Below are 24,866 nucleotides of genomic sequence, written 5' to 3'. Positions count from 1 at the left end.
GGTCAGGCCGGGTTTTGGGGTTAAGCTGTCCCCCATGAAACTACTCCTCAAATGGTTGCTCAGCGCCGCCGCCCTGCTGTGTGTGGCCTATCTTTATCCCGGCGTGGTGGTTGGCAGCTTTGGTGCGGCCATGAAAGCTGCGCTGGTGATCGGGCTGTTCAATATGGTGTTGCGCCCGGTGCTGGTGCTGCTTACCTTGCCTGTGACCCTGATCACGCTCGGGCTGTTCCTGTTTGTCATCAATGCCCTGATGTTCTGGGCTGCCTCGGGTGTGCTGGAGGGCTTTCACGTGCAAGGCTTTGGTGCGGCGCTGCTGGGCTCGCTGATTTACTCCGTGCTCGGTATGGTGATCGACTCAGTGTTTGAGCGCCTGTTGTTTAAGTAAGTCCGCGATCTGGCGTTGGCGTGTGTCGATGATGGACGCGTCGATGTGGTCGGCCGCCCGCCCCAGTGCCTCGTTGCTGCGCATCAGGTCTTGTGCGGCGCGCAGCCGGTCCATGGCGCCGGTGTAGTCCAGCCGCGCAGCTTGCGCCTCAGCCTCGGCGCGCAGGGCGCGCAAACCCTGGTTCTGCGCCCCATACAAACCCGCCAGCGTCTGCCAGACCAAGGCGTCCTGCGGCTGGCTGCTGAGCCAGGTTTGCAGGTTCTGGATGCTTTGACCCAAGATGTCAGCCTGTTTGAGCTGCAAGGCCAATTGCGCCTGCAAGATCAGCAGCGGGCGGCGCATCTGGGCCAGCGGCAAGCTGGTGCCCTGGGTCAAGCCCAGGCTGGTCGCCAGGCTCGCCAGTTGTGCTGGCGTCAGGTCACGTGCGCTCAGGTCGATCTCAGCACCCAACCAGCGCACCGGCGCTGTCGCTTGCACATCCACAGCGGTCAGTGTTTGCAGCCGGGCCAAATAACGTCGCGATTGCACCGGTTCACGCAACAGGCTGGCGGCCAGGGCAGCGCCATACACCGTGCCGGCCTGTTGTGCCACAGGGAACACGCGTGAGCCCGCATCATCGGCTTGTGCCAGCCAGCTGCGCAAGGCATCCACACCGGGGTTGGACAAAACCTTGGCGCGGGTGCTCATCATGGCGTGCAGCAGGGTGGGCGCCGCAGCCACCGCATGCGGTGCACCCAGCGGCAGGCGCGACTGCATGTCGGCGATGCGCTCGGTGGTCAGCGGGTGGCTGCGCAGGTAGGGGTAGTTGCCGCTGTCGTTGAGGCGTGCTGCCTGCTGCAGTTTGTCAAACATGGTGACAAACCCTTGCGCGTCAAAACCGGCCTGGGTCATCACCCCAAAACCGACACGGTCGGCCTCCCGCTCCATGTCGCGTGAAAAATTGAGCTGGTTTTGCGCCGCCACGGCCTGCCCGCCTACCATCAGCGCACTGCCCGCGTCGGCGCTTTTGCTGGCGGCCAGTGCGCCCAGGATCATGGCGCCGATCAGCCAGGGGGTTTGTGCGCTGTCTTTGGCAATCAGGCGCGAGATATGCCGCTGGGTGACGTGGCTGAGCTCGTGGCCCAGCACCGAGGCCAGCTCGTCGCGGCTGCTCACCACCGCCAGCAGCCCCAGATTCACCCCCAGGTAACCACCGGGCAGGGCAAAGGCGTTGACCGTGCGGTCGCGCCCCAGCATGATGTGCCAGGCAAAACGCTCATCCAGCTCGGGTGTCAGTTCGCCACGCAGGCGGGCGGCGGCCAGCAGCGGCTGCCAGATGCCCTGCACATAGTCGGCCAACACCGGGTCGTCCAGGTAGTCGGGGTCACGAAACAGCTCGGCTGCAATGCGGTCACCCAGACGGCGCTCTTCGGCGCTGGCCAGGGCGCTGCCGTCACCGAGTTGCGGCAAGCCTGCCGAGGCACTGTCGATGCTGCTGGGTACAGGTGTCTGAGCCGTCAGGTTGCTGGGCAGCCAGGCACACGATACTGCCAAAACAATAGCTATATGCCCTTTATTGATAAAGGCTAGAGGCCGATTATTCATAATTTTCTTGCGTGGCATGCCGTCCCGAGAAGGTCCATGGTTAGCGCCTGTGGTGCGCGTCAGCCCGTATGATGCCAGCCGCGTGTAAAGGTTCGGTCCCACCGGACTGCCCAGTCCCCCTTATTGAAACGGTTTGTCATGAGCACTCTCACCCATTTTGACGCACAAGGTCAGGCCCACATGGTCGATGTGGCCAGCAAGGTCGCCACCCACCGTGTGGCGGTGGCCGCTGGCCGCATCGAGATGCGGCCAGACACGCTGGCGCTGATCACCGGCGGCAGTGCTAAAAAAGGCGATGTGCTGGGCATCGCCCGTGTGGCGGGCATCATGGCGGCCAAAAAAACCAGCGAACTCATCCCGCTGTGTCACCCGCTGGCGCTGACCCGGGTAGCTATCGAATTTGAAGTGATTCAGGCTGATTCAACAAGGTCTGGCGCCGTTTTCTGCACCGTGACCGCCGAAACCGTGGGCCCCACCGGCGTTGAGATGGAAGCCCTGACCGCGCTGCAGGTGGCGCTGCTCACCATTTACGACATGTGCAAGGCGGTGGACCGCGGCATGCTCATCACCGGCTGCCAGCTGCTGGAAAAACACGGTGGCAAGTCGGGCAGTTTTGTGGCGGGTGGGTAGACACCGGTTTGCTCACAGCGCGGACACTGCCGCACCATGTTTGGCAGCCCACACCGCATAGTCCTTGGGAAACGCCGCCCGGTAACGCGCAGCGTAAAAAGCCACTTCATGGTTGCGGCCCAGCAGCAAGGCGCTGTTGAGCAGAAGCTCCACCACGCGGGCCTCGGGTGAAAAATGCAGCATGTTTTTCGCCAGTGTGTTGATCGCAGCCGCATTGGCGGGGGTCAGCGTGGTGATGGTCAGTTCAGCAAAACGCACCGGGTCCTGGTACAGCCAGACACCACGGACTTTGTCCAGCGTGTGTTCGCGGTAAGCGCTGGCGCGGTGGTCCTGGTCCAGATACATCTGGCTGGCCAAGAAATAGTTCCAATAGGCAAAACTGCAATACGCCACCAAAACAATAGCAAATAGCCCGTATAGATAAAGGGTTGGAGCACAAAAACGCTTGTAAGCGCAGGCCAGCCCACCATGGGGCGGCACCCACCACAACAGCCACACACTCAAGGCCGCAGCCATCTGAAACGGCCCGTACCACAGCGGGTACTCCAGCAGGCTGTGTAACGCAATCACCGCCAGCACACCCCAGGCCAACTGGCGTGTCGGGTGGCGTTCGCGCCAGGGCTGGCCAAGCCACAGCAGCCACAGGGCCAGGCCACACAGCGCCAGCGCCATGGGCAGGCCTAGCTCCACCGCCAGGTGCAGCGGCAGGTTGTGAGCGTTGTCCAGAATGTCACAAAACCGGGTGCCTGGGTAGAGCGTGATGAAGTGGGCGTAGTCCAGCTCACCCCAGCCCCAACCCGTCCACGGCCTGAGAGAGATCAGATGCAGCACATTGCCCCACAGCGTGAGTCGGCTGGCGCAAGCCGCATCCCCCGCCCGCAGACGCGCCCAGGCGCCGCTGCTTAACGGGTCCAGCCCGGCCAACCACGGCAGGGCCACACTCGCCGCCGCGTAGGCGATCAGTGCCGCCAGCAGCACCGTGAACACCCGTCGCGCCTGGGGCCTGGGTACCTTGCGCTGCCACCACAGGCTCAGCAGCAGAATCAGCACCAGCTGCAACAGCCCGGTGCGTGACGCCGAGGCGGCATTGCCCGCACCCAACAAGACCCCAGCGACCAGCACCAGCGTCAGCCGTGCCGACGGCCAAACCGAGCGCGGCTGGCTCGGCCGCAGCCGCAGCACCCCCACCGGCGCCGCCGTGGCGGTGTAAGACGCCGAGCGGGCCACCAGCCACAACAGCGCCACCAGCCCAATGCTGAGCAGCGTGGCAAATTGGTTGCGCTGGCGCAGGTTGCCAAACGCCTGGCCCAGCTCGGTGTGGTTGACCCAGATGCCAAACACAGCTGTCTGGCCAAAGTACTGCAACAGGCCCAGCACAGCGCTCACCACCGCCGCCAAGGCCCAGGCCAACACCACGGCTTTCACCATCTGCTGGTTCTCACCCCGCTGCCTGTCGAATGCCAGCGCCAGCAGCACCCCGGCCGCGCAGGCCCAGGCAAACAACAAGGGCCCCACCTGCGCCGTCGGGCCAGGGGAAAACGGGTTCAGCCAGGGGAGGAGGATGAAGAGGAAGGCGGCGGTGGGCATACAAAATCACAACTTGTGATCAGGATTTAGCTACTCTGACCGAGAACCGGGTGTGATTTGGTGGGTAACGAATTCGTGATTGGTGTTGTATAAAATATACAAATACTAATTTGTTTGAAAATTGGACTCCGGTGGCCATTTAAGTGTAATTTCATACTTTTTGTTCCTGGTTTCTGCTGCCCAAGCTTTCTTTAAGATGTCGCATTTTGTCTGATCTGTTATTTTGCAGATTTTTGACAAAATAGTGGATGCTTCATCTTGTTGTTTATTGCGTGCAAGCGCCACTGCCAGCATATACAGCCCATCGGCTGTTGGTTTAATCCCGACAACTTTACGCAGCCGATTTAGGTCATCTGCTGAAAGTGTTTGATCGAAATCCAGCTGACTTAGCTTAATCCATTCCTGAAAATAATTCAAAACAAGCACATTTGGAACGAAATCTTTAGGTATTTTTTCAAGACCAATACCTGCATTTTTAAATCGCCAATTGTAATAGCTTTCCTCAACCTTAAAATAATCGCTAATGATTACACCAAGTAGAATTGAAGCGCTCAATGAAAAAACCAAAAATAACCAGCGAGAACTGGATAATATTTGCGAGTTCGGAAGATAGACACTGATCGAACCTATCAATACCCCGGTGGGTAACAAGAAGTAAGCGTAGTTCAATGGATATTCGAACATGGCGTGAATGCTTGCCACACCAACAAGCATAACCATTATTGCAGTTGTTGCATTTTTGACATTCAAGAATGCACGAACTAACCAACAAGCTAGCAAGCCAGAGAGCAGTATGCCAATTGGAATTCCAAATCTAATCACTAAATCTAGAAATAGGTTGTGGGTGTGGCCAAAGATGCCGGTCAAACTGGCAAACTTGTCAGCGACGTCCAACTGTGCCCTTTCGACTTCGGTAAAACCATATCCAAACCAGGGTCGTTCAAACGCAGCATGCGCAAAAAGGCTCCATGCGCTGAACCTAAGCTCACCTTGCTGAGCAAGACGCAGGAAGCCGTCTTCGCCGCCTAATCCTAAACTCTTGTAAAGCAACTGAAGTGCAGAGGGCAAGCACCACAAATAACCGTAGAGTAAGCTCACGACATAAGGTAAGCGACTTGTCACCCACAAGTGTCGCCACCACCAAACAGCCGTTACCAAGGCCGTTGCGCCCAATAGTCCTGACCGGGACTGTGTCAACGCTAACCCGGTAAGTAAAAAAGCAGCAATAAGCACAGCGACAGAACCACGGATGTACCGCGCGTTCACCGCCCACAGGCAAGCCAGAAGTCCCCAGAGTAATAAAGTTGCCAAGTTATTAGGCTGCCCCACGTTGGCATATGGCCGATTGCTTGATAAACCCATGGACCAGATATCTGTGATCCCATCATCCAGCAGTTGGAGCCAAGTATTCCATTGTAACCAAACTGATAGCACCGATGCCAGTGCAAAGGTGAGTAAAAGTATCTTCAGTAAAACTTCAGAATGATATTTTTCCCAGCGATAGCCTACTGCAACTGCCAAGCCAAAACCTATCAAATAGACGCTAGACATCCAAGCCTGTTGCACAAATGGCAATAACCCAGCAGAAAACTGGAGCCATACGATACCCGTCGATACAAAACCTACCAATGAGAGAAAAGGCCAATCAACTTTGTTCTTAGATAGATTAATAGAAAATAGTGATAGCAGCGCAAACCATGTTGCTGCCCATGCTTCTGAATGAAAAGCAGACCATGGCAAATAGTGGTTGGGTAGGAGCCACGCTAGGCAAAGCAAAATGGAAGCCAAAACTGATAACAAAGAAAACTGATTTGACTTCATTTATATTTGTGGCTCCATAATGAAAAAGCCCCCAAAAAGGGGGCGATTGAAAAAATTCCTATGAACTTATTGGTTGCAACTTGCGGGCCTATATTTGGCCAAAATGGTTCCTCCGCAAACCCAAGTTACTTGACCGTTAGCTTGTGCGGTACCTGACATGATGATCGCTCCTGCTGCTGCAGTTGGCAGGCCTTTCGATGTGGCGGTTACGACGCCTGTCTGTGAGTTAGATCCTTGCGCGTAGGAAACGCTTGCAACATATGTTGAGGACTGAGTTTCGACAGCAGACACGCCACTCGGAAATCCTCCGGTGACCGCAACTTGTTCAGACAGTGTTGTACGAGCAGAAGATGCCGCCAAAATGACTTCTGAGACCTTGGCTTTGGTTGTGTAATCTTGATAAGCTGGCAGCGCCACAGCCGCCAAAATACCGATGATTGCAACCACAATCATCAATTCGATCAGGGTAAAACCCTGTTGCATAGAACGCTTCATGACTAACTCCTTAAGGTGAAGAATAAAAAACGGTAACCCGGCTCAAGCAGCAGCTTCCGTGCCAAACCTTATCTTGGCCTTGAGGTGGCCATCCAAGCGACTTTTTAGCTAAATGCGCGTAAAAAGTCCTCAAAACGCAAAGCCATTTTTGTCACTCTGTGCGCTTCACCTGACAATTTTTGTCACCTTAAGCAGGGTATGAACCCATCATCGGACCAGTTGGCGCAATGACCTGGGTCGATGGACGACGCACAACCCATTGGCATGGCATGACAATCAGCCAATCCCCATCCAAGGACGCTCCACCATGAACGAACAAAACGGTTATGACATTGAAGACCTGCATGTGGGCATGACCGCCACATTGGCCAAAACCATCACCGAGGCCGACATTCTGCTGTTTTCAGCGGTGTCCACCGACGTGAACGCCTTGCATCTGAATGAGGAGTACGCCGTCAGCACACCGTTCAGGGGGCGTATTGCCCACGGCATGTTGTCAGCCAGCCTGATTTCGGCCGTGCTGGCCAACCGTCTGCCTGGCCCTGGCACGATTTATCTGGAGCAGAGCCTGAAGTTTCTGGCGCCGGTGCGCCCGGGAGACACCGTGCAGGCCACCGTGACTGTGCTGGAGATCGGCGACAAAGGCCGGGTTAGCTTGCAAACCACCTGCCGCGTCAAAGAGGTGGTGGTGATCGATGGCCAGGCCCAGGTCAAGATTGGCTCATCGGCGCGGCGTGCTGCCAGTTTGGCGGCCGTTTCTCGATAAAAGCCTGCACGCCCTCCAAGGCGCTGTCCTCCATCATGTTGCAGGCCATGGTCTGGGCGGCGTCCAGGTAGGCGGCTTCGATGCCGTTCTCCAGCTGGCGGTAGAACAGGCCTTTGCCAAGTGTGATCGCTGCGCGGGGTTTGGCCAGGATGTTATCGACCAGGCGGGCCAGCTCTTGGTCCAACTGATCGGGCTCGGCCACCCGGTTGACCAAGCCTTCTGCCAGGGCTTTCTGGGCGCTGATGAATTCGCCAGTGACCAGCATCTCGAACGCGGCCTTGCGCCCCAGGTTGCGTGACAGCGCCACACCGGGTGTGCTGCAGAACAGTCCCAGATTGACACCACTGACCGCAAAACGCGCGTTGCTGGCCGCCACCGCCAGGTCACACATCGCCACCAGCTGGCAACCCGCTGCCGTGGCGATGCCCTGCACGCGTGCAATCACCGGCACCGGGAACTTCTGGATGCTGACCATCAGCCTGGCGCATTGTTTGAACAGCGCCTGGTAGTAACTGTGTAAGGGTTGGGCGCGCATTTCGCGCAGGTCGTGCCCGGCACAAAAGGCCTTTCCGGCGGCGGCAATCACCACCACAGACACGCTGTCATCCGTGGCCAGGACATCCAACTCGTGTTGCAGGGCGTTCATCAGCGCCTCGGACAGCGCGTTGAAAGCGTCCGGGCGGTTCAGTGTCAGGGTGACCAGGCCACGGGGATCGCGGCTGGTAAAGACAAGCGGGGTGTCAGAGGTGGTCATGGCAGGGGCAGCAGTGGAAGGTGCCCCTTTGTATCAAGAACCTGGTCTTGACGCCACTATTTCCAGCGCAGGGGCTCGATGTCGACGTTGTGTTGGCCGTCACCCAGCATCAACACACCCTCCTGGATCGTGGCTTGCAGCGCCATGCTGCGCTGTGCCAGCGGCACCAAAGCCTGGGCGGTGCTGCTGGGGATGCGCCAGACCTGCAGCTTGTCGAGCCGGGTGAGTTTGCTCTCGATGCCTTTCCACCAGATGTCGGCGGCCTGGCCAAAGGCATACAGCACCACCGCATCGGCCTTGTTGCAGGCTTTGGAGAGTGGTTTGTCCTCAGGCTGGCCGACTTCAATCCACAGGCGCGTCAATCCGGTGAAGTCACGTAGCCAGACATCGGGTTCGTCCGGGTCACTCAGACCCGCGCCAAAGGCCAGCGTGCCGTCACCCCCACAAACACTTTGCAACTGATGCGCCTGCAATGCCAGCGCACACAGGCGAACCATCATGCGTTCGTCGGTTTCGCTGGGGTGGCGCGCCAGGGTCAGGGTCTGGTCGGCGTAATAACTGTGGTCAATGTCAGCAATCTGCAGGCTGGCTTTGAAAATGGTGGATTTGGTGGCCATCAGGGGGCTGCTTACACGCGTCGGGCCAGGTCGGCCGCTTTGCCGGTGTAGCTGCCCGGCGTCATGGTCAGCAAACGGGTTTTCTCAGACTCAGGAATCGCCAGATTGCTGATGAAACCTTGCATCAGCTCACGTGTCATCGGGGCGCCACGTGTGAACTCCTTGAGCTGTTCATACGGCTCGGGCAGGCCAAAACGGCGCATCACGGTCTGGATCGGCTCAGCCAGCACTTCCCACGAGGCATCCAGATCCGCAGCGATGGCCGCCTCGTTGATCTCCAGCTTGCCCAGGCCGGTGGCCAGCGACTGGTAGGCCAGCACGGTGTAACCGAGTGCCACACCCATGTTGCGCAGCACGGTGCTGTCGGTCAGGTCGCGCTGGAAGCGGCTGATCGGCAGCTTTTCAGACAGATGGCGCAACACCGCGTTGGCCAGGCCCAGGTTGCCCTCGGCGTTTTCAAAATCAATTGGGTTGACCTTGTGTGGCATGGTGGAGGATCCCACCTCGCCCTTCTTGAGTTTTTGCTTGAAGTAGCCATGCGAGACATAACCCCAGACGTCACGTGACCAGTCGATCAGGATGGTGTTGGCACGTGCCATCGCATCAAACAGCTCGGCCATGTAGTCATGGGGCTCGATCTGGATGCTATAGGGTTGGAATGTGAGGCCCAGGCCGAGTGGTTCCGGGCTTTCGATCACCTTGCGGCTGAAGGCCTCCCAGTCAAACTCGGGCCAGGCCGACAGGTGGGCGTTGTAGTTGCCCACCGCGCCATTCATCTTGGCCAGCAGCTGGACGCGGGCGATTTTGTCGCGTGCCGACACCAGGCGCACCACCACGTTGGCGACTTCCTTGCCCACGGTGGTCGGGCTGGCGGTCTGGCCGTGGGTGCGGCTGAGCATGGGCACGGCGGCAAAGCTGTGCGCCATCTCGCGTAACTTGTCGATGATGCCGTCCAGCGCGGGCAGCAGCACCTGGTCACGCCCGGTTTTGAGTTGCAAGGCGTGGCTGGTGTTGTTGATGTCTTCGCTGGTGCAGCCAAAGTGCACAAACTCTTGTGCAGCCAACAGTTCGGGGCGGGCCTCGAACTTGGCCTTGATCCAGTATTCGACCGCCTTCACGTCGTGGTTGGTGGTTTTCTCGATGTCCTTGATCGCCAGACCGTCGGTGGCCGAGAAGTTCTTCACCAGACTGAGCAAGTAGGTGCGTGCACCTGGTGACAGCGGCTTGAACTCGGCAAAGCCGCAGTCGCTCAAGGCGATGAACCAGGCAACTTCAACCTGCACCCGGCGGTGCATGTAGCCCAGTTCGCTCATGGCGGGGCGCAATTTGGCAAGTTTGGCGGCGTAGCGGCCGTCCAGCGGTGAGAGGGCGGAGATGGCGTGGGTACTCATGGGCGGGATTGTAGGGGCCGACTGCGTTGTGGGTCTGGGCGCCCACGGTGGCCAGGGCAATGTCCTTGCCCGTCAGCTCACATTCATCTCGCCAGATAAAATTGCGGCAAACAACCACGATCACAGATCACCAGCCACATGCCCATGAAACTCGTCGGATCCAATACCAGCCCCTACGTTCGTAAGGTGCGCATCGTCATGGCCGAGAAAAAACTCGACTATGACTACGTGTTGGAGGACGTGTGGAGCGCTGATACCGAGATAGCCCAGTCCAACCCGCTTGGCAAAGTGCCGTGCCTAGTGCTGGAAAACGGTGAGGTCATTTTTGACTCGCGTGTGATCGTCGAGTACTTTGACACCCTGTCACCGGTAGGCAAGCTGATTCCAGCCGTGGGCCGTGAGCGCGCTGAAGTCAAAACCTGGGAGGCCCTGGCCGATGGCCTGCTGGACGCCGCCATCCTGGCCCGGCTGGAAGCCACCTGGGGCGGGCGTACCAAGGCGCAGCGCAGCCAGGCCTGGATTGACCGGCAACTGGTCAAGATTGACGCCGCCCTGCAAGCCATGAGCAAAGGCTTGGGCGACAAGGCCTATTACACCGGCACCCACCCGGGTCTGGCCGACATTGCCGTGGGGGTGGCACTGGGTTATCTGGACTTCCGCTTTGCCGACATCAACTGGCGCGAGGCGCATCCTAACCTGCACAAGCTGTATGACAAGCTGGCGCAGCGCCCCAGCTTCATCGACACCCAACCGGTTTGAACTGACCGGCTAAACGCCGGTCCCCTACTGAGCAGGCACGCACTGTTTATGAACTGGCGCGGCGTTTGAGCCAGCGCATCAGGCCACCCAGCACGGGCAATTTCTCGTACAACTCCTCAGCAGCATCCCAGTAGTCGCGGTGTAGGGTGATGAACCCAGCCTCGTTGAGCACCAGATGGGTTGCACCCAAGATGGTCTGGGTCTGGCTGGTTTTGAAACCTTTGAAGCAAAACCTGAACTCCCAGGTCAGAAAACACTGCTGGCACTGCAGCACCTGGTGGGTCACCACAAAACGCGGTTGCTCCAGCTGCACAAACATATGGGCAAAGATGTGCTGGATGGCTGGGATGCCCACCACCTCGTTGAACGGGTCTTTGAAGCGCGCCTGCGGGTCGTAAAACTCACCCAGGAGGTTGAGGTTCTGTGGCGACACGGCTTCGAAAAACTGCACCATGCGTTCGATGGCTGCCGTATGGTCTACGGATGCTTGGGGGTGGGTGCTCATTGCGTGACTTTCTGAACCAGGTTGAAGTAGACGCGGTAGGGCAGCAGGCGCAGCAGCTTGAGCCACAGTGTGAACCGTTTGGGAAAGTGGATCTCGAACCGCCCCTTGGCCCAACCCGACAAAATCGCCTGTGCCGCTTGGTCGGGGCTCAAGAGCGCAGGCATCTTGAAGTCGTTCTGCGCGGTCAGTGGTGTCTCGACAAACCCCGGATTGATGATTGACACCCCAAGACCCAATGGATGCAGGTCCAGGTACAGCGCTTCGGCCAGGTTGATCAGCGCCGCTTTGGTCGGGCCATAGGCCAGGCTGTTGGGCAAGCCACCGTAACCCGCCACACTGCCCACCAGGCTGATGTGGCCCTGGCCACGCGCACGCAGGGCGGGCAAGACAGCGTCGAGCAGGTACAAGGCGCCCAGGTAATTGACCTCCACATGGCGCTGCATGTTGGCCGCGTCCAGCGCGTCGGCGCGCATCGGCTCGTAATGGCCGGCGCAGTACATCACACCGTCAAGCGGGCCCTGGGCCAGCAGACTGCTGGCGGCCTGTTGCACCGCCGCCTGATCGGTGGCGTCCAGCGGCAAAGCCTGGCACAGCGGGTGGGCTTGCGCCAGCGCCTGCAAGGCCTGAGCCTTGCGCGCCGACACCACCACCCGCGCACCCTGGGCCAGCAAGGCCCGCGCGGTGGCCGCACCAATGCCGCTGCTGGCGCCCACAATCCACACGGTTTTGCCTTGCCAGTCGGTCAGAGGCGGATTCAGGGGGTTGAGTAGGGACATGAATTGCTTCTATAAGAATAGCTATCAGCCTTTTTTCTAAAAGGGCTAGAGGCCAATTTAGCTTGTAAGGTGTTAAACCGGCTGTTTGGTGAACGCCAGCGTGACCTCGCCCAGGCGCAGACCAAACTTGCTCATCGTGGCCTTGTTGAGCATCACGGTGTCGGTCATCAAGTACATCCAGTCGTCAAACTGCACCTCGTAGACGGTGCCGTCCACCGGCAGCGACAGGGTGTAGGTCCAGTGGAAGGCATTGCCACGCGTCTGGCCGCTGGCCTCACCCACCACATCGTCGGCGCGGCCGGTGTAACGGCCATCGGGCAGCTGGGTCAGGCGCCAGATGCGTTTTTGTGTTGTGCCGTCAGAGTAGCTGAAAGACTCGTCGAGAACACCCTCGTTGCCGGTCCAGCTGCACACCATCAACACCGTGAAGCGTTTGACCACCGCACCGGATCGGTCGGTGAAGAGACCGTAGGCGGTGAGCTGGCCGTTGAAGTAGCTGCGCAGATCCAGCACCGGGGTCTGGCTGGCGTAACTCTCGATGTCTTGGGAAGCGCAGCCACTCAAGGCCAGGCCAGCGGCGGCGCTGGCAGATAAAAGCAATCGTCGTTTCATGGTCTCTTTCGGATGAGGAGGAGGTAGAGCAGGCCAGCGGCCAGCGTTTTGAGCAGGCAGGGCAACACGCAGTAGGCCAAGGTCAGTGTGCGCAAGGCCTCAGGGTCGGTGGCCCCGGGGCTGTAGCCCAGCAGGCCCAGCGCAGGCAGCGCCAGCCCGGCGGCCAGGGCCAGGTTGAGCTTGGTGGCAAAGGCCCACCAGCCAAAGTAGGCACCCTCTAACTGCTGCTGGTCACCACTGCGCTGGATGACCCCCGCGAGCAGGGCGGCAGGCAGGGCCAGGTCCGTGCCCAGCGCCACGCCCGAAAGGGCGCACACGACCACAAATTCGGCCACATCCCCCGCGCCCAGACCTGCAGCAAAGGCAAACACGCCAATCGCCAGCAACATGCCCAGCCCCCAGGTGCGCACCAGACCCAGACGAGCCACCACTTTGAGCCAGAGCGGGATGCTGAGCGCTGCGCAGACAAAATAACTGCCCAGAAACAGCGGCTCGGCACTGGCGGGCGCCTGCAGCCGGTCCTGCACAAAAAACAGCAGCAGGGTGGCGGGGATCGCGCTGGCAATGCCGTTGACCATAAAAACGGCCATCAGTTGCCTGAATCGGTCACGCCGCCACGGCAGCCACAAGCGTCCAGCGGCAGGTTGGTAGACCAGCACACCACTGGCCTGCGGCCTGGGCCCGCTGCGCCAGGCCAGCCAGCCACCCACACTCACTACCAACAAGATAGCTACTGTGGCAGGTAAACCAAGGGCTACCGGCGAAATGGATGCTATCACCACCCCCAGCAGCCCAAGCCCCTCGCGCCAGGCGACCACACGACTGCGGTAGAGCGCATCCCCACCCAGCCGAGCACCCCAGGCCTGGTGCAGGATGGTCAGCGCACTGAACGCGGTGGTGGTCAGCAGCAGCGTGGCCCCGAGCCACAGCAGCAGCTGGCTGGGGCTGCTCTGCAGCGCGGCGGGCGGGAAAAACAGCAAGGCAAACCCGCCGCACAGCAGCACGGCCGCCAGGGCCGCCCAGCGCAGCACCCGGGCTGACGCAGCTTGTGCCGCGTGATCGTGCTGGTGCAAGCCATCGGCCCAGCGCCCGAGCAGCGGGTCGATCAGGGTGTCAAACAGCCTCACCGCCACCAGCACCGCACCGAGCGTGGCCAGCGGCACACCAAAACTGCGGGCGTAGTGGTTGGGCAGCAGCACATACAGCGGCAGCGCCACAAAGGCCAGCGGCAGCCCCATCAGGCCGTAGCGCCAGCCTTGTTGCCAGGTGAGTGGGGTGCTCATGGTCTGTGGCTCGGCTTGTGCGTGTTGCGGAGGGGACCGAACCGTTGAGTTCTTGGGTCTCGGGTGGCAGCGGGCGGGGTACGGCGGGCCACCTCAGACGCGCTGCGCTTTGCGACATCGGTGTCCCGCCATACCCCACCCACTGCAGTGAGCGTTTGGGTTCGCGAGCGCTTAACAGCTGGATTGCCAAAAGGTGGAGATGCCCAGACTGTCTCAGGCGAGGCGGGGGCAGGCCGTGGGCCGATGTCGCAAAGCGCAGCGCGTCTGAGGCCTGCGGCCTGCCCCCGCTTCGCCGACCACACCGGCTGGCACGTCATGGAATGGCTCCGGACTTCCATAGACCACGCGCTGTCACGGGCGTCGTCCTGAATCAATCCGCACGCTTACGCAACGTGTACTGCAGCACGTCAATGTTGTTTTCCAGAAACGCGGCCTCGCAGTAGGCTAGGTAAAACTCCCAGATGTGCATGAAGCGCTCATCAAAACCATTGGCCAGAACCTCGGCACGGCGGCTCAGGAAGGCGTCGCGCCAGCGCTTGAGGGTTTCGCCATAGTCGTGGCCAAAGGCGTATTCGTCCACCACCTCCAACCCCGCCGCTTGGGCCTGGGCGCGGAACTCGCGTGGGCACGGCAGGCAGCCGCCCGGAAAGATGTACTGCTGGATGAAGTCGGTGGAGTTGACATAGCGGTCAAACAGCGCGTCGTCGATCACGATGCTCTGCACACAGGCGCGCCCACCGGGTTTGAGCAACTTGGCCACCGTGGCAAAGTAGGTCGGCCAGTACTCGCGCCCGACGGCTTCGATCATCTCGATCGAGCAGATCGCGTCAAACGGCGCGTCGTTGATGTCGCGGTAATCCTGCAGCCGCAGATCGGCTTGCTGGCCCACACCCAAGCGCGCCATGCGGTTCTGGGCAAAGGCCAGTTGCTCGGTGCTGAGCGTCACGCCGGTGATGTGGGCGCCAAATTCGGTGGTGGCTTTTTCTGCCAGCGCGCCCCAGCCGCAGCCAATTTCCAGCACCCGGTCGCCAGCCTTCACCCCGGCCATGCTGAGCGCGCGGCGCACCTTGGTATCTTGGGCCTGGGCCATGGGCTGGTTCAGGTCGCCGCCAAAAATGGCGGCCGAGTAGTTCATGGTGTCGTCTAGCCACAGCTTGTAAAAGGCATTGCCAAGGTCGTAATGGGCGTGGATGTTTTTTTGGCTGTTCGCCTTGGTGTTGCGGTGCATCAGGTGTTTGATGCGGTACAGCAGGCGCCCGAGCCAGGTGCCATAGATCACACCTTCCACCTCGGTGCGGTTTTTGATCAGCACGCGCAGCAGCTCGGTCAGGTTCGGGGTGCTCCAGTCACCCGCGATGAAACTCTCGGCAAAACCGATGTCGCCTGACTTGAGCGCGGCGCTGAACGGCGTCCAGTTGTGCAACACCAGGGTGGCATGTGGCAGCGTCTGTTGGCCAAAACGCTGCATGCTGCCATCGGGCAACTGCACGGTGAGGCTGCCATGCTGCAGTTTTTGCAGCAGCTTGAAAACTGTGCGTGCGGGTCTGGGGCAGTTTTGGGGCAAAACAAAAACGCTCGCCCGACTGGTCGTGCTGCTGTTGGTGGGGGGCATGGCGGGTGACCTCAACGGGTGGTGAAGTGAACGGGCGGAGGGGGCTTGCGAAAGAACGGCACTTTTTTGACAAACAGCTTGAGTGCGTGCCAGTGGATACGAAAAGCGATGCCAAAGGTCATCATCGGGTAGCCCAGCAGGGCGCGCCTTGCCGATTGGGCGGTCAAGGGCTCCAACTGCCCTGCCACACTGGTCTCGATCAGCGGGCCAGCAGCATCGTCAAAGTCGATACGCGCCACGGTGCGTTTGAAGTCCGGCGTGGTCATGAAACGAAAGCGGTAGCCGCCCTCAACCGGGCAAAACGGCGACACATGGAACACCTTGGCCGCTCGCAATTCCTGGCCAAAGCCGGGTTGGTCCAGCAAATAACAATGCCGCTCACCAAAGGTGTTGTTGACCTCGGCCACGATGGCCCGCAGGCTGCCGTCGGGCCGGTGGCAGTACCAGAAACTCACTGGCTTGAAGGTGAAGCCCAGCACCCGCGGGTAGGCATGTAACCAAACCTCACCGGTGGCGTCCCCAATGCCTTCACCCGCCAGCAGTTCGTCAAGCCAAGCCAGCGCGCCGCCTTGCGCCACACCCCGGCCATCACCATGGTCGGCATCGTAAAAACTCAGCGGTGCCCAGTGGTTGCGTGCCAGCGCGCCCGAGCCATTGGCCTGCAGGCTGCGCATCGGCAGCATCAGGAAGTAGGTCGGGTAGTGAAAGTCGTGGCGAACGGGTTTGAGGCGGGTGTGGCGCACCTGGCCAAAACCGATCAGCGGCTGCAGCGGGGCTGGGGTGGTCGTGTTCATGCCCGGGTGTTGGTGACGTTGCGCAAATACATAGCAGGTGGGCCTTGATAAATAAGGGCTAGAGGCCGTTTTCTTATAAAGAAGGCAGTGCTGCCAGCCGCTGTGCCACATCCAGCCCGGACTTCAGCCCGTCTTCATGGAAGCCATAACCCGTCCAGGCGCCGCAGAAGTAAGTGTGCTGCTGGCCTTGTAACGCAGGCACCTGCGCTTGCGCACGGATGGCGTCCAGGTCAAACACTGGGTGGGCGTACTCAAATTCGCCGTGGATGCTGGCCGGGTCAATCTCGTGCACCGGGTTCAGCGACACCAACACTGGCTGGGTGAAAGGCAGCGGCTGCAGCTGGTTGAGCAGGTAATGCAGGCAGACCCGCGCATCACGCCGGGCGGTGGCCGGGGCGGCGGCACGCTCGAAGTTCCAGGCAGCCCAGGCGCGTTTGTTTTTTGGCAGCACCGAGGTGTCGGTGTGCAAGACCGCGCGGTTGGGCTGGTACTGAATGGCGCCCAGCGTGTGCTGCTCGGCCTGGCTTGGCTGCGCCAGCATGGCCAGCGCCTGGTCTGAATGGCAGGCCAGCACCACTTTGTCAAAACGCTCGGTCAAGCCGTTGGCGGTGATGCTCACACCATCGGCATCGCGTGTGATGTGTTGCACCGGGGTGTTGAGGCGTTTGTCGCTGATGTGGGCAAGAATTTTGTCGACGTAGTGGCGCGCGCCGCCCTGCACCGTCCACCACTGCGGGCGCTTGGTGACCTGGATCAGCCCGTGGTTGTGGCAGAAGCGGACCATGGTGGCCACCGGAAACTGCAGCATCTGATTCGTCGGGCAGCTCCAGATGCAGCCCAGCATCGGCAGCAGGTACCAGTCGCGGAACTCGTCGGAGAACTGTTCCTGGCGCAAAAAGTCGGCCAGTGGTTGCATCAGCTCGGAATCCACGCCCTGCAGCGCCAGTTCGGTGGTCAGCCGGTTAAAGCGCAGCAAATCTCGCAGCATGCGCCAAAAACGTGGGTTGACCAGGTTGCGGCGCTGGGCAAATACCGTGCTCAGCGAGGAGCCGCTCCATTCCAGCGGTGACCCACCGGCCTGGCCAGGCACCTGGACCGAGAACGACATGTCGGACTTGGCAGTTTGCACCTGCAAGTCGGCCAACAACTGGATCAGGTTTGGGTAAGTGCGCTCGTTGAACACCAGAAACCCGGTGTCCACACCGTAAGTTTGCGTGCCCTGCGCTGTCGGCAGGGTGATGTCCACCGTGTGGGTGTGGCCGCCAAAATAGCTGTCGGCTTCAAACAAGGTGATCTCGGCATGGCTGTGCAGTTTGTGGGCAACAGCCAGACCGGCAATGCCGGAGCCAACAATGGCGATTTTCATAAGGGTTGAGGCAGGTAAAAACGGTGACGTAATTTTGTGACTGGTTGGTAATTTAGCACATTCAATCGTTTTACGCTGACCTATTTCAAGGTGACCATGCGGCGGCAGCCCGATCACTCTGCGCATGGATGCGCCGCCGCAGGGCTGCAGTTGCCCGGCGGTAGTTGGTGTAGACGTTGCCCCAGCCGAGGGCGGGTCAGGCCCCGTCAGGCCGGGTAATTGCGCGCGCCAAAAATCGCCGAGCCGACGCGCACCAGGGTGCTGCCCGAGGCCACTGCGGCCTCCAGGTCGGCGCTCATGCCCATCGACAAGGTGTCGAGCTCCAGGCCTGCGTTTTTTAAAGCATCAAACAGGTCTCTAGCCCTTGTGAATAAAGTACATTCAGCTTCAAAATCAGGAGCTGGATCGGGGATACACATCAGGCCACGCAAGCGCAACTGCGGCAGTTGGGCCACCGCCTGGGCCAGCGCCAGCGCCTCCTCCGGGCGCACGCCGGACTTGGTCGGGCCGCCGTCGACATTGACCTGGAGACACACCTGCAACGGCGCCAGATGGGCCGGGCGCTGTTCACTCAGACGCTCGGCGATCTTGAGCCGGTCCACAGTGTGCACCCAGTCAAAATGTTCGGCCACCAGCCGACTCTTGTTGCTCTGGATCGGGCCGATGCAGTGCCACACCAGCGGCAGCGCGCGCAGCTCGGTGATTTTCTGCACCGCTTCCTGGATGTAGTTTTCACCAAACCAGGTTTGCCCGGCGGCATAGGCGGCCTGAATGGCATCGGTACCAAAGGTTTTGGAAACCGCCAAAAGTGTGACGGAATCGACAGGTCGGCCAGCACTTTGGCAGGCGGCTTGCAGGCGCGAGCGCACCGCAGCCAGTTGTAATGGAATCGTGGTCATAATTGCTTTAGCGTAACAAACAATCCCGGGGGTTTTGTGGATATCACCCAATTGCTGGCATTCAGCGTCAAAAACAAGGCATCCGACCTGCATCTGTCGGCAGGTTTGCCGCCGATGATCCGCGTCCACGGGGATGTGCGCCGCCTCAATGTGGATGCCCTGGACCACAAACAGGTGCACGCCATGGTCTACGACATCATGAACGACGCCCAGCGCAAACACTACGAGGCGTTTCTCGAGATTGACTTCTCGTTCGAGATCGAAGGCCTGGCGCGTTTTCGGGTCAACGCCTTCAACCAGAACCGGGGCTGTGGTGCGGTGTTTCGGACCATTCCGAGCAAGATCCTGACGCTGGAGCAGCTCAACTGCCCGAAGATTTTTGCCGACCTGGCCCTCAAACCGCGTGGCCTGGTGCTGGTGACCGGGCCGACCGGCTCGGGCAAATCGACCACGCTGGCGGCGATGGTCAATTACCTCAACGAGAACGAGTTTGGTCACATCCTCACCGTCGAAGACCCAATTGAATTTGTGCACGAGTCCAAAAAGTGCTTGATCAACCAGCGTGAAGTCGGCCCCCACACCCAGAGTTTTGCTGCGGCCCTGCGCTCGGCCCTGCGCGAAGACCCGGACGCGATCCTGGTCGGTGAAATGCGTGACCTGGAAACCATCCGCTTGGCGATGACAGCGGCCGAAACTGGCCACTTGGTGTTTGGCACCCTGCACACCAGCAGCGCTGCCAAGACCATCGACCGGATCATTGACGTGTTCCCGGCCGAAGAAAAAGAGATGGTGCGCGCCATGTTGTCCGAGTCGCTGCAGGCGGTGATCTCGCAGACCTTGTGCAAAACCAAGGACGGCCAGGGCCGCATCGCCGCGCACGAGATCATGCTGGGCACCAGCGCCATCCGCAACCTGATCCGTGAGGGCAAGGTGGCGCAGATGTATTCGAGCATCCAGACCGGCAACAGTGTCGGCATGCAGACACTGGACCAGAACCTGACCGATCTGGTGCGGCGCAATGTCATCAGCGCCGCCGAGGCCCGCACCAAGGCGAAAATTCCTGAGAACTTCCCCGGCTGACATGCCCCCACGCTTGTCATTTCATGTACTGCGCTGCCCCCCAAGGGGGCGGTTTCGGCTTGGGACGGCCCGGCGCCGAAACGTCATGGCTCACCCCCCGGCTTGCCCACTCTGTGTGGCCGCTTTCCCCCTTGCAGGGGGCAACGCCAGTGGCCCGGCAGAGCCGGTTCCACGGCGTTGCTGGCCTCATTTGGTTCACTCGTAGACCTGTTCAAGCTCATCCGTTTTAAAGACAAGGAGGTGTTCTGATGGAACGCGATCAAGCCACGACATTTATCACCGACCTGCTCAAACTCATGATTGGGCGCGGCGGCAGTGACCTGTTCCTGACCGCCGAATTGCCGCCGACCATCAAGGTGGATGGCAAAGTCACCAAGGTGTCGCCGCAGCCGCTCAACGGCACCCACACCATTGCGCTGGCGCGTTCCGTCATGAACGACCGCCAGATGGCCGAGTTCGAGCGCACCAAAGAGTGCAACTTTGCGATCTCGCCGCCCGGTCTGGGGCGCTTTCGGGTCAATGCGTTTATGCAGCAGGGCAAGGTGGGCATGGTGATGCGCACGATCCCGAGTGTGTTACCCACCATCGACGGCATGAAACTGCCGCCGGTGCTCAAGGAGATCGTCAACGCCAAGCGCGGCCTGTGTATTTTGGTCGGGGCCACCGGCTCCGGCAAAACCACCACGCTGGCGGCGATGGTGGACTGGCGCAACTCGACCACCTATGGCCACATCATCACGGTGGAAGACCCTATTGAATTTGTGCACGCCCACAAGAACTGTGTGGTGACCCAGCGTGAGGTCGGCATCGACACCGACAGCTGGGGCGCGGCCCTGAAAAACACCTTGCGCCAGGCGCCCGATGTGATTCTGATGGGTGAAATCCGTGACCGCGAAACCATGGAGCTGGCGATTGCTTTTGCCGAAACCGGCCACATGTGCCTGGCCACTTTACACGCCAACAGCACCAACCAGGCGATCGACCGGGTCATCAACTTCTTCCCGGAAGAACGCCGTCAGCAGGTGCTGATGGACTTGTCACTCAACCTCAAGGCCATGGTCTCACAACGCCTGATTGTCAAGCCCGATGGCAAGGGCCGCACGGCGGTGGTCGAAATCATGATCAACTCACCCTTGATTTCCGACCTGATCTTCAAGGGCGAGGTCGCCGAGATCAAGGAGATCATGAAAAAAAGCACCGAACTGGGCATGCAGACCTTCGACCAGTCGCTGTTCAAGGCCTACGAAGACGGTGGCATCAGCTATGAAGACGCCCTGCGCAACGCCGACTCGGTCAACGACCTGCGTCTACAAATCAAGCTCAACAGCAAACGCGGCAAAAGCAGCAACCTTGCCGCTGGCACCGAAAACATCACCATCACCTGATTTTTTGAAAGACCCCAATACATGACGAGCAAGAGCTACGAAGCCATTCCCTCCCGCCGAGTCGCCTTTTTGGGCCTGGGGGTGATGGGCTACCCGATGGCGGGCCACCTGTCCCGTGCCGGTCATTTGGTCACGGTGTACAACCGGACAGCATCAAAATCCATAGCATGGTGTTCAGAATACACAAGGGCTGATGGCCAAAAAAATGCTGTAAGTTACGCCGCCACACCACGCCAGGCGGTGCAGGGTGCCGAGCTGGTGTTTTGCTGTGTTGGCAACGACGACGACCTGCGCAGTGTGGTGCTCGGCCCAGACGGTGCGTTTGCCGGCATGCAAGCCGGTGCGGTGCTGGTGGACCACACCACCGCCTCGGCCAATGTGGCGCGTGAGTTGTATGCCCGCGCCAAAGAACTGGGCCTGAGCTTTGTTGATGCGCCGGTTTCCGGTGGCCAGGCCGGTGCCCAGAACGGTGTGCTCACCGTGATGTGTGGTGGTGACAAACTGGCGTTTGAGGCCGCCCAGCCGGTGGCGATGGCTTTCTCCAGAGCCTTCACCTATCTGGGTGACAGCGGCGCGGGCCAACTCGCCAAAATGGTCAACCAGATTTGTATTGCCGGGCTGGTGCAAGGCCTGGCCGAGGCGGTGGCTTTTGGTGACAAGGCCGGGCTCGACATGAACCAAGTGCTCGACGTGATTGGCAAGGGCGCCGCACAAAGCTGGCAACTCGACAACCGTGGCAAAACCATGGTGGCCGATCAGTTTGACTTTGGTTTTGCGGTGGACTGGATGCGCAAGGACTTGGGCCTGGTGCTCGACGAAGCCCGGCGCAATGGCGCCAAGTTGCCGGTGACCGCGCTGGTGGACCAGTTTTACGCCGATGTGCAGGCCATGGGTGGGCGTCGCTGGGACACCTCCAGCCTGATCAAGCGTTTGAAATAGGTTCCCCCCTGAGCCGCGCCTGGCGGCGCGTCACCCCCTCAAGGGGGCAACACCAACGGCCCGGCAAAGCCGGTTCCATGGTGTTCTGGGTTTGGGACTGTGGCACTCGAACTGCGAGAGCTACTCCAGGCCTATTTGGCTGTCGTCTTGGACTCGGGTGCGGGTTGTGGCAACAGGTTGCGCAACTCGTCTTCGCTGATGATCTCGAACACCCGCACCACTTTTTGCACACCACTGGTCGAGCGCGCGATGTCGGTGGCGCGGTCTGCTTCACGCTGGGTGACGCGGCCCATCAGGTACACGGTGCCGCGCTCGGTCACCACCTTGTAGGCATTGGCAAACAGGTCTTTGGCATCCACAAAACCGGCCTTGACCCGGCCAGTCACCAGCACGTCGGAGGAGCGCTGCGTCAGCGTGGACGTCCCCAACACCACCAGCTCGTTGACCACAGATTGCACGTTGTCAACCCGTGCCACCACCTGTTCCACCAACTGGCGGTCTTGCGCCGAGGGGACTTCACCGGTCAGCAACACACGCCGGTTGTAGCTGGTGGCATTCACATGCACGCGATCACCCAGGTTGTCGCGGATGCGGCTGGCGGCGCGTAACTCAATGCCTTCGTCCTCCAGCTGAGCGCCCGAGGTGCGGCGGTCTGTGGCCACAAAGCCGGTCATCACCGCGCCGCCCATGATCACCGGGAAACAGGCGGTCAAGCCCGTGCTCAGGCCAATGGCAAGCGCCATCACGCTGACAAGTCGTCGTGAGGGGTAGTTCATAAGGGGTTTTCCGTATCGCCGAGTAACAGGTCATCCACCGCGTCGCACAGGCAGTGCAGTGTCAGCAGGTGAACCTCTTGGACACGTGCCGTGCGTTCGTGCGGCACACAAATATGCACATCGGTGTCGCGCAGCGCTCGGTTGAGCTTGCCGCCACCACGACCACTGAGGCCAATCACCACCATGTCGCGCTCGTGGGCAGCTTCCACCGCCTTGAGCACATTCTCCGAATTCCCGCTGGTGGTGATGGCAATCAGCACATCACCGGCCTGGCCCAGGGCACGCACCTGGCGCGAGTAAATGACGTCGAAGCCATAGTCGTTGCCGACGGCCGTCAGGATCGAGCTGTCGGTGGTCAGAGCGATGGCGGCCAGTTCGGGGCGTTCGCGCTCAAAACGGCCGACAAACTCGGCGGCGAAGTGCTGCGCGTCGGCGGCCGAGCCACCGTTGCCACAGGCCAGCACCTTGCCCCCGCTGGTGACACAGGCCAACAAGGCTTGCACCGCGTTGGCAATGGGTTGACTCAAGACCGGTGCGGCCTGGTATTTCAGGTCGGCACTGTCGATGAAATGTTGTTGGATTCTTTGCTCTAGCATGGGTGGCATGATACCCGGACCGAACTTAACCACGTCTTAAAACCCTGGCAAAAACGGGTTATCACAAAGTCTTACACCCGCTGTCCATGGTGCCACCTGCTCGGATCGTGTTGTCTAGGCGGCGTCAAACGCGCCCTGAATCCACACCACCTCGCCCGATTGCACCGTCACCACATCAAAACGACAGGACGGCAGGCGTGCTAGGCGCATCAGGTAGTGGCGTGCGGCCAACACAATCCGGCCTTGTTTGACCGCGCTGACACTGGCCGCCGCACCGCCATGGCTGTCACTGTGGCGCTGGCGCACCTCGACAAATACACAAGTGCCGTCGGGCGCACGCATGATCAAGTCGATTTCACCGCCACCGCGCCCGGGGGTTCGATAATTGCGTTGCAACAGCACCAAGCCGGCGCGCTGCAAATGCTGCAGCGCCAGCGCCTCGGCGGCGTCGCCCGCCTGCTTGGTGGTGCGCGGTTTGAGCTGCCCTTTTGTCGAAAGAAGTCCCATGTTGAATTCTCCCCCCTTGTCCCGGCTAAGCAGCAGCTTTGTCAATGCTTTGCAGGCGGCGCGTGACGCTGCCGCTGGCCAGAATTATCTGCCCGGTGCCCTGTATGTGGTGGCCACACCGATTGGCAACCTGGCCGACATCACCTTGCGCGCCTTGCACCTTCTGCAACTGGCCGACGTGGTGGCCTGTGAGGACACGCGCCACACCCAGGCGCTGCTGCGCGCCTATGGCATCGACAAAACGCCGGCGCAACTGCTGGCGGTGCACCAGCACAACGAGGCGCAAGCGGTGCAAACGGTGCTGGAGCGGCTGCAGCAAGGCCAGCGGGTGGCCTATGTCAGCGACGCGGGTACGCCCGCCATCAGCGATCCTGGCGCCCGGCTGGTGGCCGGGGTGCGCGAGGCGGGTCTCACTGTGGTGCCGCTGCCCGGCGCCAGCAGTGTGATCACGCTGTTGAGTGCGGCCGGTGTGCTGGCTGACAGCAGCGGGCACAGCGGTTTTGTGTTCGCCGGGTTTTTGTCCGCCAAAGCCACGGAGCGCTCTGTGGCTGTGCTGGCGCTGTCTGCGGAATCACGTGCGGTGGTGCTGCTGGAGGCGCCCCACCGCATCGAGGCCCTGGCCAGTGCGCTGGCCGTGCTCGGTGAGCGGCCGCTGACCGTGGGGAGGGAGTTGACCAAACAGTTTGAAGAAATTGCCACGTTGCCGGCCAGCCAGTTCCCGGGCTGGCTCAGTGCCGATGCCAACCGAACACGGGGTGAATTTGCGCTGGTCTTGCATCCGGCAGCCGCGACGGCCAGCGCCGGGCCGGACACCCGTGTGCTGCAGCTGTTGCTGGCTGAACTGCCGCTGAAAACTGCGGTGAAACTGGCCGCCGAGATCACCGGCGAGCCGCGCAACGCCTTGTATGAGTTGGCGTTGGCGCTCAAGGCCGGTTGAACAAAGCTGC

The 24,866-nt window shown here is 60.4% G+C and carries 26 protein-coding genes; 8 read left to right on the top strand and 18 right to left on the bottom strand.

What is annotated here, in order from left to right; genetic code table 11:
- Positions 1-34: 34 nt before the first annotated feature.
- Positions 35-385, top strand: a complete 351-nt coding sequence (locus FDG13_RS06455) for a phage holin family protein (protein WP_180125984.1) — start codon at positions 35-37, stop codon at positions 383-385.
- On the opposite strand, the gene FDG13_RS06450 is transcribed toward FDG13_RS06455, so the two are convergent.
- Complete coding sequence (locus FDG13_RS06450) at positions 356-1,969, bottom strand: M48 family metalloprotease (RefSeq protein WP_370528175.1); 1,614 nt, start codon at positions 1,967-1,969, stop codon at positions 356-358. The two genes, FDG13_RS06455 and FDG13_RS06450, sit on opposite strands and share 30 nt — an antisense overlap.
- A gap of 138 nt (positions 1,970-2,107) precedes the next feature.
- Here FDG13_RS06450 and moaC point away from each other — a divergent pair, with 138 nt between their 5' ends.
- Positions 2,108-2,599: a cyclic pyranopterin monophosphate synthase MoaC gene (gene moaC / locus FDG13_RS06445; RefSeq protein ID WP_180125982.1), complete on the top strand. Its 492-nt coding sequence runs from the start codon at positions 2,108-2,110 to the stop codon at positions 2,597-2,599.
- 12 nt (positions 2,600-2,611) lie between these two features.
- On the opposite strand, the gene FDG13_RS06440 is transcribed toward moaC, so the two are convergent.
- From FDG13_RS06440 to FDG13_RS06430, 3 genes are all read right to left on the bottom strand, one after another.
- Positions 2,612-4,186: an O-antigen ligase family protein gene (locus FDG13_RS06440; protein WP_180125981.1), complete on the bottom strand. Its 1,575-nt coding sequence runs from the start codon at positions 4,184-4,186 to the stop codon at positions 2,612-2,614.
- Between the two features lie 105 nt (positions 4,187-4,291).
- Positions 4,292-6,007, bottom strand: a complete 1,716-nt coding sequence (locus tag FDG13_RS06435; RefSeq protein ID WP_180125980.1) for a PglL family O-oligosaccharyltransferase — start codon at positions 6,005-6,007, stop codon at positions 4,292-4,294.
- Between the two features lie 66 nt (positions 6,008-6,073).
- Positions 6,074-6,502 carry a pilin gene (locus FDG13_RS06430; RefSeq protein ID WP_180125979.1) on the bottom strand — a complete coding sequence of 143 codons (429 nt, stop codon included), beginning with the start codon at positions 6,500-6,502 and terminating at the stop codon, positions 6,074-6,076.
- Between the two features lie 307 nt (positions 6,503-6,809).
- On the opposite strand from FDG13_RS06430, the gene FDG13_RS06425 reads away from it, so the two are divergent.
- Positions 6,810-7,268, top strand: coding sequence for a MaoC family dehydratase (locus tag FDG13_RS06425; protein WP_180125978.1), 459 nt, complete (start codon positions 6,810-6,812; stop codon positions 7,266-7,268).
- Here the strand turns inward: FDG13_RS06425 and FDG13_RS06420 are convergent.
- From FDG13_RS06420 to purB, 3 genes are read right to left on the bottom strand one after another with little or no spacing between them, the layout of a single operon-like run.
- Positions 7,213-8,022, bottom strand: a complete 810-nt coding sequence (locus FDG13_RS06420; RefSeq protein WP_180125977.1) for an enoyl-CoA hydratase — start codon at positions 8,020-8,022, stop codon at positions 7,213-7,215. The genes FDG13_RS06425 and FDG13_RS06420 overlap by 56 nt on opposite strands.
- 56 nt (positions 8,023-8,078) lie before the next feature.
- Positions 8,079-8,639 carry a YaeQ family protein gene (locus tag FDG13_RS06415; RefSeq protein ID WP_180125976.1) on the bottom strand — a complete coding sequence of 187 codons (561 nt, stop codon included), beginning with the start codon at positions 8,637-8,639 and terminating at the stop codon, positions 8,079-8,081.
- An 11-nt stretch (positions 8,640-8,650) separates the two neighbouring features.
- On the bottom strand, positions 8,651-10,030 hold the full coding sequence (gene purB, locus FDG13_RS06410) for an adenylosuccinate lyase (RefSeq protein ID WP_180125975.1): 1,380 nt from the start codon (positions 10,028-10,030) through the stop codon (positions 8,651-8,653).
- Positions 10,031-10,174: 144 nt separating this feature from the next.
- On the opposite strand from purB, the gene FDG13_RS06405 reads away from it, so the two are divergent.
- The gene (locus FDG13_RS06405; protein WP_180125974.1) at positions 10,175-10,789 is read left to right on the top strand and encodes a glutathione S-transferase C-terminal domain-containing protein; all 615 of its coding nucleotides are present in this window, start codon (positions 10,175-10,177) and stop codon (positions 10,787-10,789) included.
- 46 nt (positions 10,790-10,835) lie between these two features.
- On the opposite strand, the gene FDG13_RS06400 is transcribed toward FDG13_RS06405, so the two are convergent.
- The 8 genes from FDG13_RS06400 to FDG13_RS06365 form a co-directional block, all read right to left on the bottom strand.
- Positions 10,836-11,294 carry a nuclear transport factor 2 family protein gene (locus FDG13_RS06400; RefSeq protein ID WP_180125973.1) on the bottom strand — a complete coding sequence of 153 codons (459 nt, stop codon included), beginning with the start codon at positions 11,292-11,294 and terminating at the stop codon, positions 10,836-10,838.
- Positions 11,291-12,070 carry an SDR family oxidoreductase gene (locus FDG13_RS06395; RefSeq protein WP_180125972.1) on the bottom strand — a complete coding sequence of 260 codons (780 nt, stop codon included), beginning with the start codon at positions 12,068-12,070 and terminating at the stop codon, positions 11,291-11,293. The genes FDG13_RS06400 and FDG13_RS06395 overlap by 4 nt, the downstream gene beginning before the upstream one ends.
- 72 nt (positions 12,071-12,142) lie before the next feature.
- Positions 12,143-12,682, bottom strand: a complete 540-nt coding sequence (locus tag FDG13_RS06390; protein WP_180125971.1) for a DUF3833 domain-containing protein — start codon at positions 12,680-12,682, stop codon at positions 12,143-12,145.
- On the bottom strand, positions 12,679-13,965 hold the full coding sequence (locus FDG13_RS06385) for an MFS transporter (protein ID WP_180125970.1): 1,287 nt from the start codon (positions 13,963-13,965) through the stop codon (positions 12,679-12,681). Before FDG13_RS06385 ends, FDG13_RS06390 begins: the two co-directional genes overlap by 4 nt.
- Positions 13,966-14,335: 370 nt before the next feature.
- Positions 14,336-15,577, bottom strand: a complete 1,242-nt coding sequence (locus tag FDG13_RS06380) for a cyclopropane-fatty-acyl-phospholipid synthase family protein (RefSeq protein WP_180125969.1) — start codon at positions 15,575-15,577, stop codon at positions 14,336-14,338.
- Between the two features lie 11 nt (positions 15,578-15,588).
- Positions 15,589-16,371 (bottom strand): DUF1365 domain-containing protein, encoded by a 783-nt coding sequence (locus FDG13_RS06375; protein ID WP_180125968.1) that lies wholly within the window; start codon positions 16,369-16,371, stop codon positions 15,589-15,591.
- 73 nt (positions 16,372-16,444) lie between these two features.
- On the bottom strand, positions 16,445-17,737 hold the full coding sequence (locus FDG13_RS06370) for an NAD(P)/FAD-dependent oxidoreductase (RefSeq protein ID WP_180125967.1): 1,293 nt from the start codon (positions 17,735-17,737) through the stop codon (positions 16,445-16,447).
- Between the two features lie 206 nt (positions 17,738-17,943).
- A complete protein-coding gene (locus FDG13_RS06365) occupies positions 17,944-18,636 on the bottom strand; it encodes a YggS family pyridoxal phosphate-dependent enzyme (RefSeq protein ID WP_180125966.1) in 693 nt (230 codons plus the stop codon).
- Between the two features lie 36 nt (positions 18,637-18,672).
- On the opposite strand from FDG13_RS06365, the gene FDG13_RS06360 reads away from it, so the two are divergent.
- The 3 genes from FDG13_RS06360 (at position 18,673) to FDG13_RS06350 (ending at position 22,040) form a co-directional block, all read left to right on the top strand.
- Positions 18,673-19,716, top strand: a complete 1,044-nt coding sequence (locus FDG13_RS06360; RefSeq protein ID WP_180125965.1) for a type IV pilus twitching motility protein PilT — start codon at positions 18,673-18,675, stop codon at positions 19,714-19,716.
- Positions 19,717-19,964: 248 nt separating this feature from the next.
- A complete protein-coding gene (locus tag FDG13_RS06355) occupies positions 19,965-21,101 on the top strand; it encodes a PilT/PilU family type 4a pilus ATPase (protein WP_180125964.1) in 1,137 nt (378 codons plus the stop codon).
- A gap of 21 nt (positions 21,102-21,122) precedes the next feature.
- Positions 21,123-22,040 carry an NAD(P)-dependent oxidoreductase gene (locus tag FDG13_RS06350; RefSeq protein WP_180125963.1) on the top strand — a complete coding sequence of 306 codons (918 nt, stop codon included), beginning with the start codon at positions 21,123-21,125 and terminating at the stop codon, positions 22,038-22,040.
- Between the two features lie 131 nt (positions 22,041-22,171).
- Here the strand turns inward: FDG13_RS06350 and FDG13_RS06345 are convergent, their stop codons facing one another.
- The 3 genes from FDG13_RS06345 to FDG13_RS06335 form a co-directional block, all read right to left on the bottom strand.
- Positions 22,172-22,816 carry a BON domain-containing protein gene (locus FDG13_RS06345; protein WP_180125962.1) on the bottom strand — a complete coding sequence of 215 codons (645 nt, stop codon included), beginning with the start codon at positions 22,814-22,816 and terminating at the stop codon, positions 22,172-22,174.
- Complete coding sequence (locus FDG13_RS06340) at positions 22,813-23,412, bottom strand: phosphoheptose isomerase (RefSeq protein WP_180125961.1); 600 nt, start codon at positions 23,410-23,412, stop codon at positions 22,813-22,815. Before FDG13_RS06340 ends, FDG13_RS06345 begins: the two co-directional genes overlap by 4 nt.
- A gap of 114 nt (positions 23,413-23,526) precedes the next feature.
- Positions 23,527-23,919 (bottom strand): YraN family protein, encoded by a 393-nt coding sequence (locus FDG13_RS06335; protein ID WP_180125960.1) that lies wholly within the window; start codon positions 23,917-23,919, stop codon positions 23,527-23,529.
- On the opposite strand from FDG13_RS06335, the gene rsmI reads away from it, so the two are divergent.
- A complete protein-coding gene (gene rsmI / locus FDG13_RS06330) occupies positions 23,918-24,856 on the top strand; it encodes a 16S rRNA (cytidine(1402)-2'-O)-methyltransferase (RefSeq protein ID WP_180125959.1) in 939 nt (312 codons plus the stop codon). The genes FDG13_RS06335 and rsmI overlap by 2 nt on opposite strands.
- The last annotated feature ends 10 nt before the right edge of the window (positions 24,857-24,866 follow it).

It is taken from the genome of Rhodoferax sp. BLA1 (genome assembly GCF_013416775.1).
Classification (GTDB): Bacteria; Pseudomonadota; Gammaproteobacteria; order Burkholderiales; family Burkholderiaceae_C; genus Rhodoferax.
Note: the sequence above shows the minus strand (reverse complement) of the source record. Positions and strands in the feature narration are given on the sequence as shown.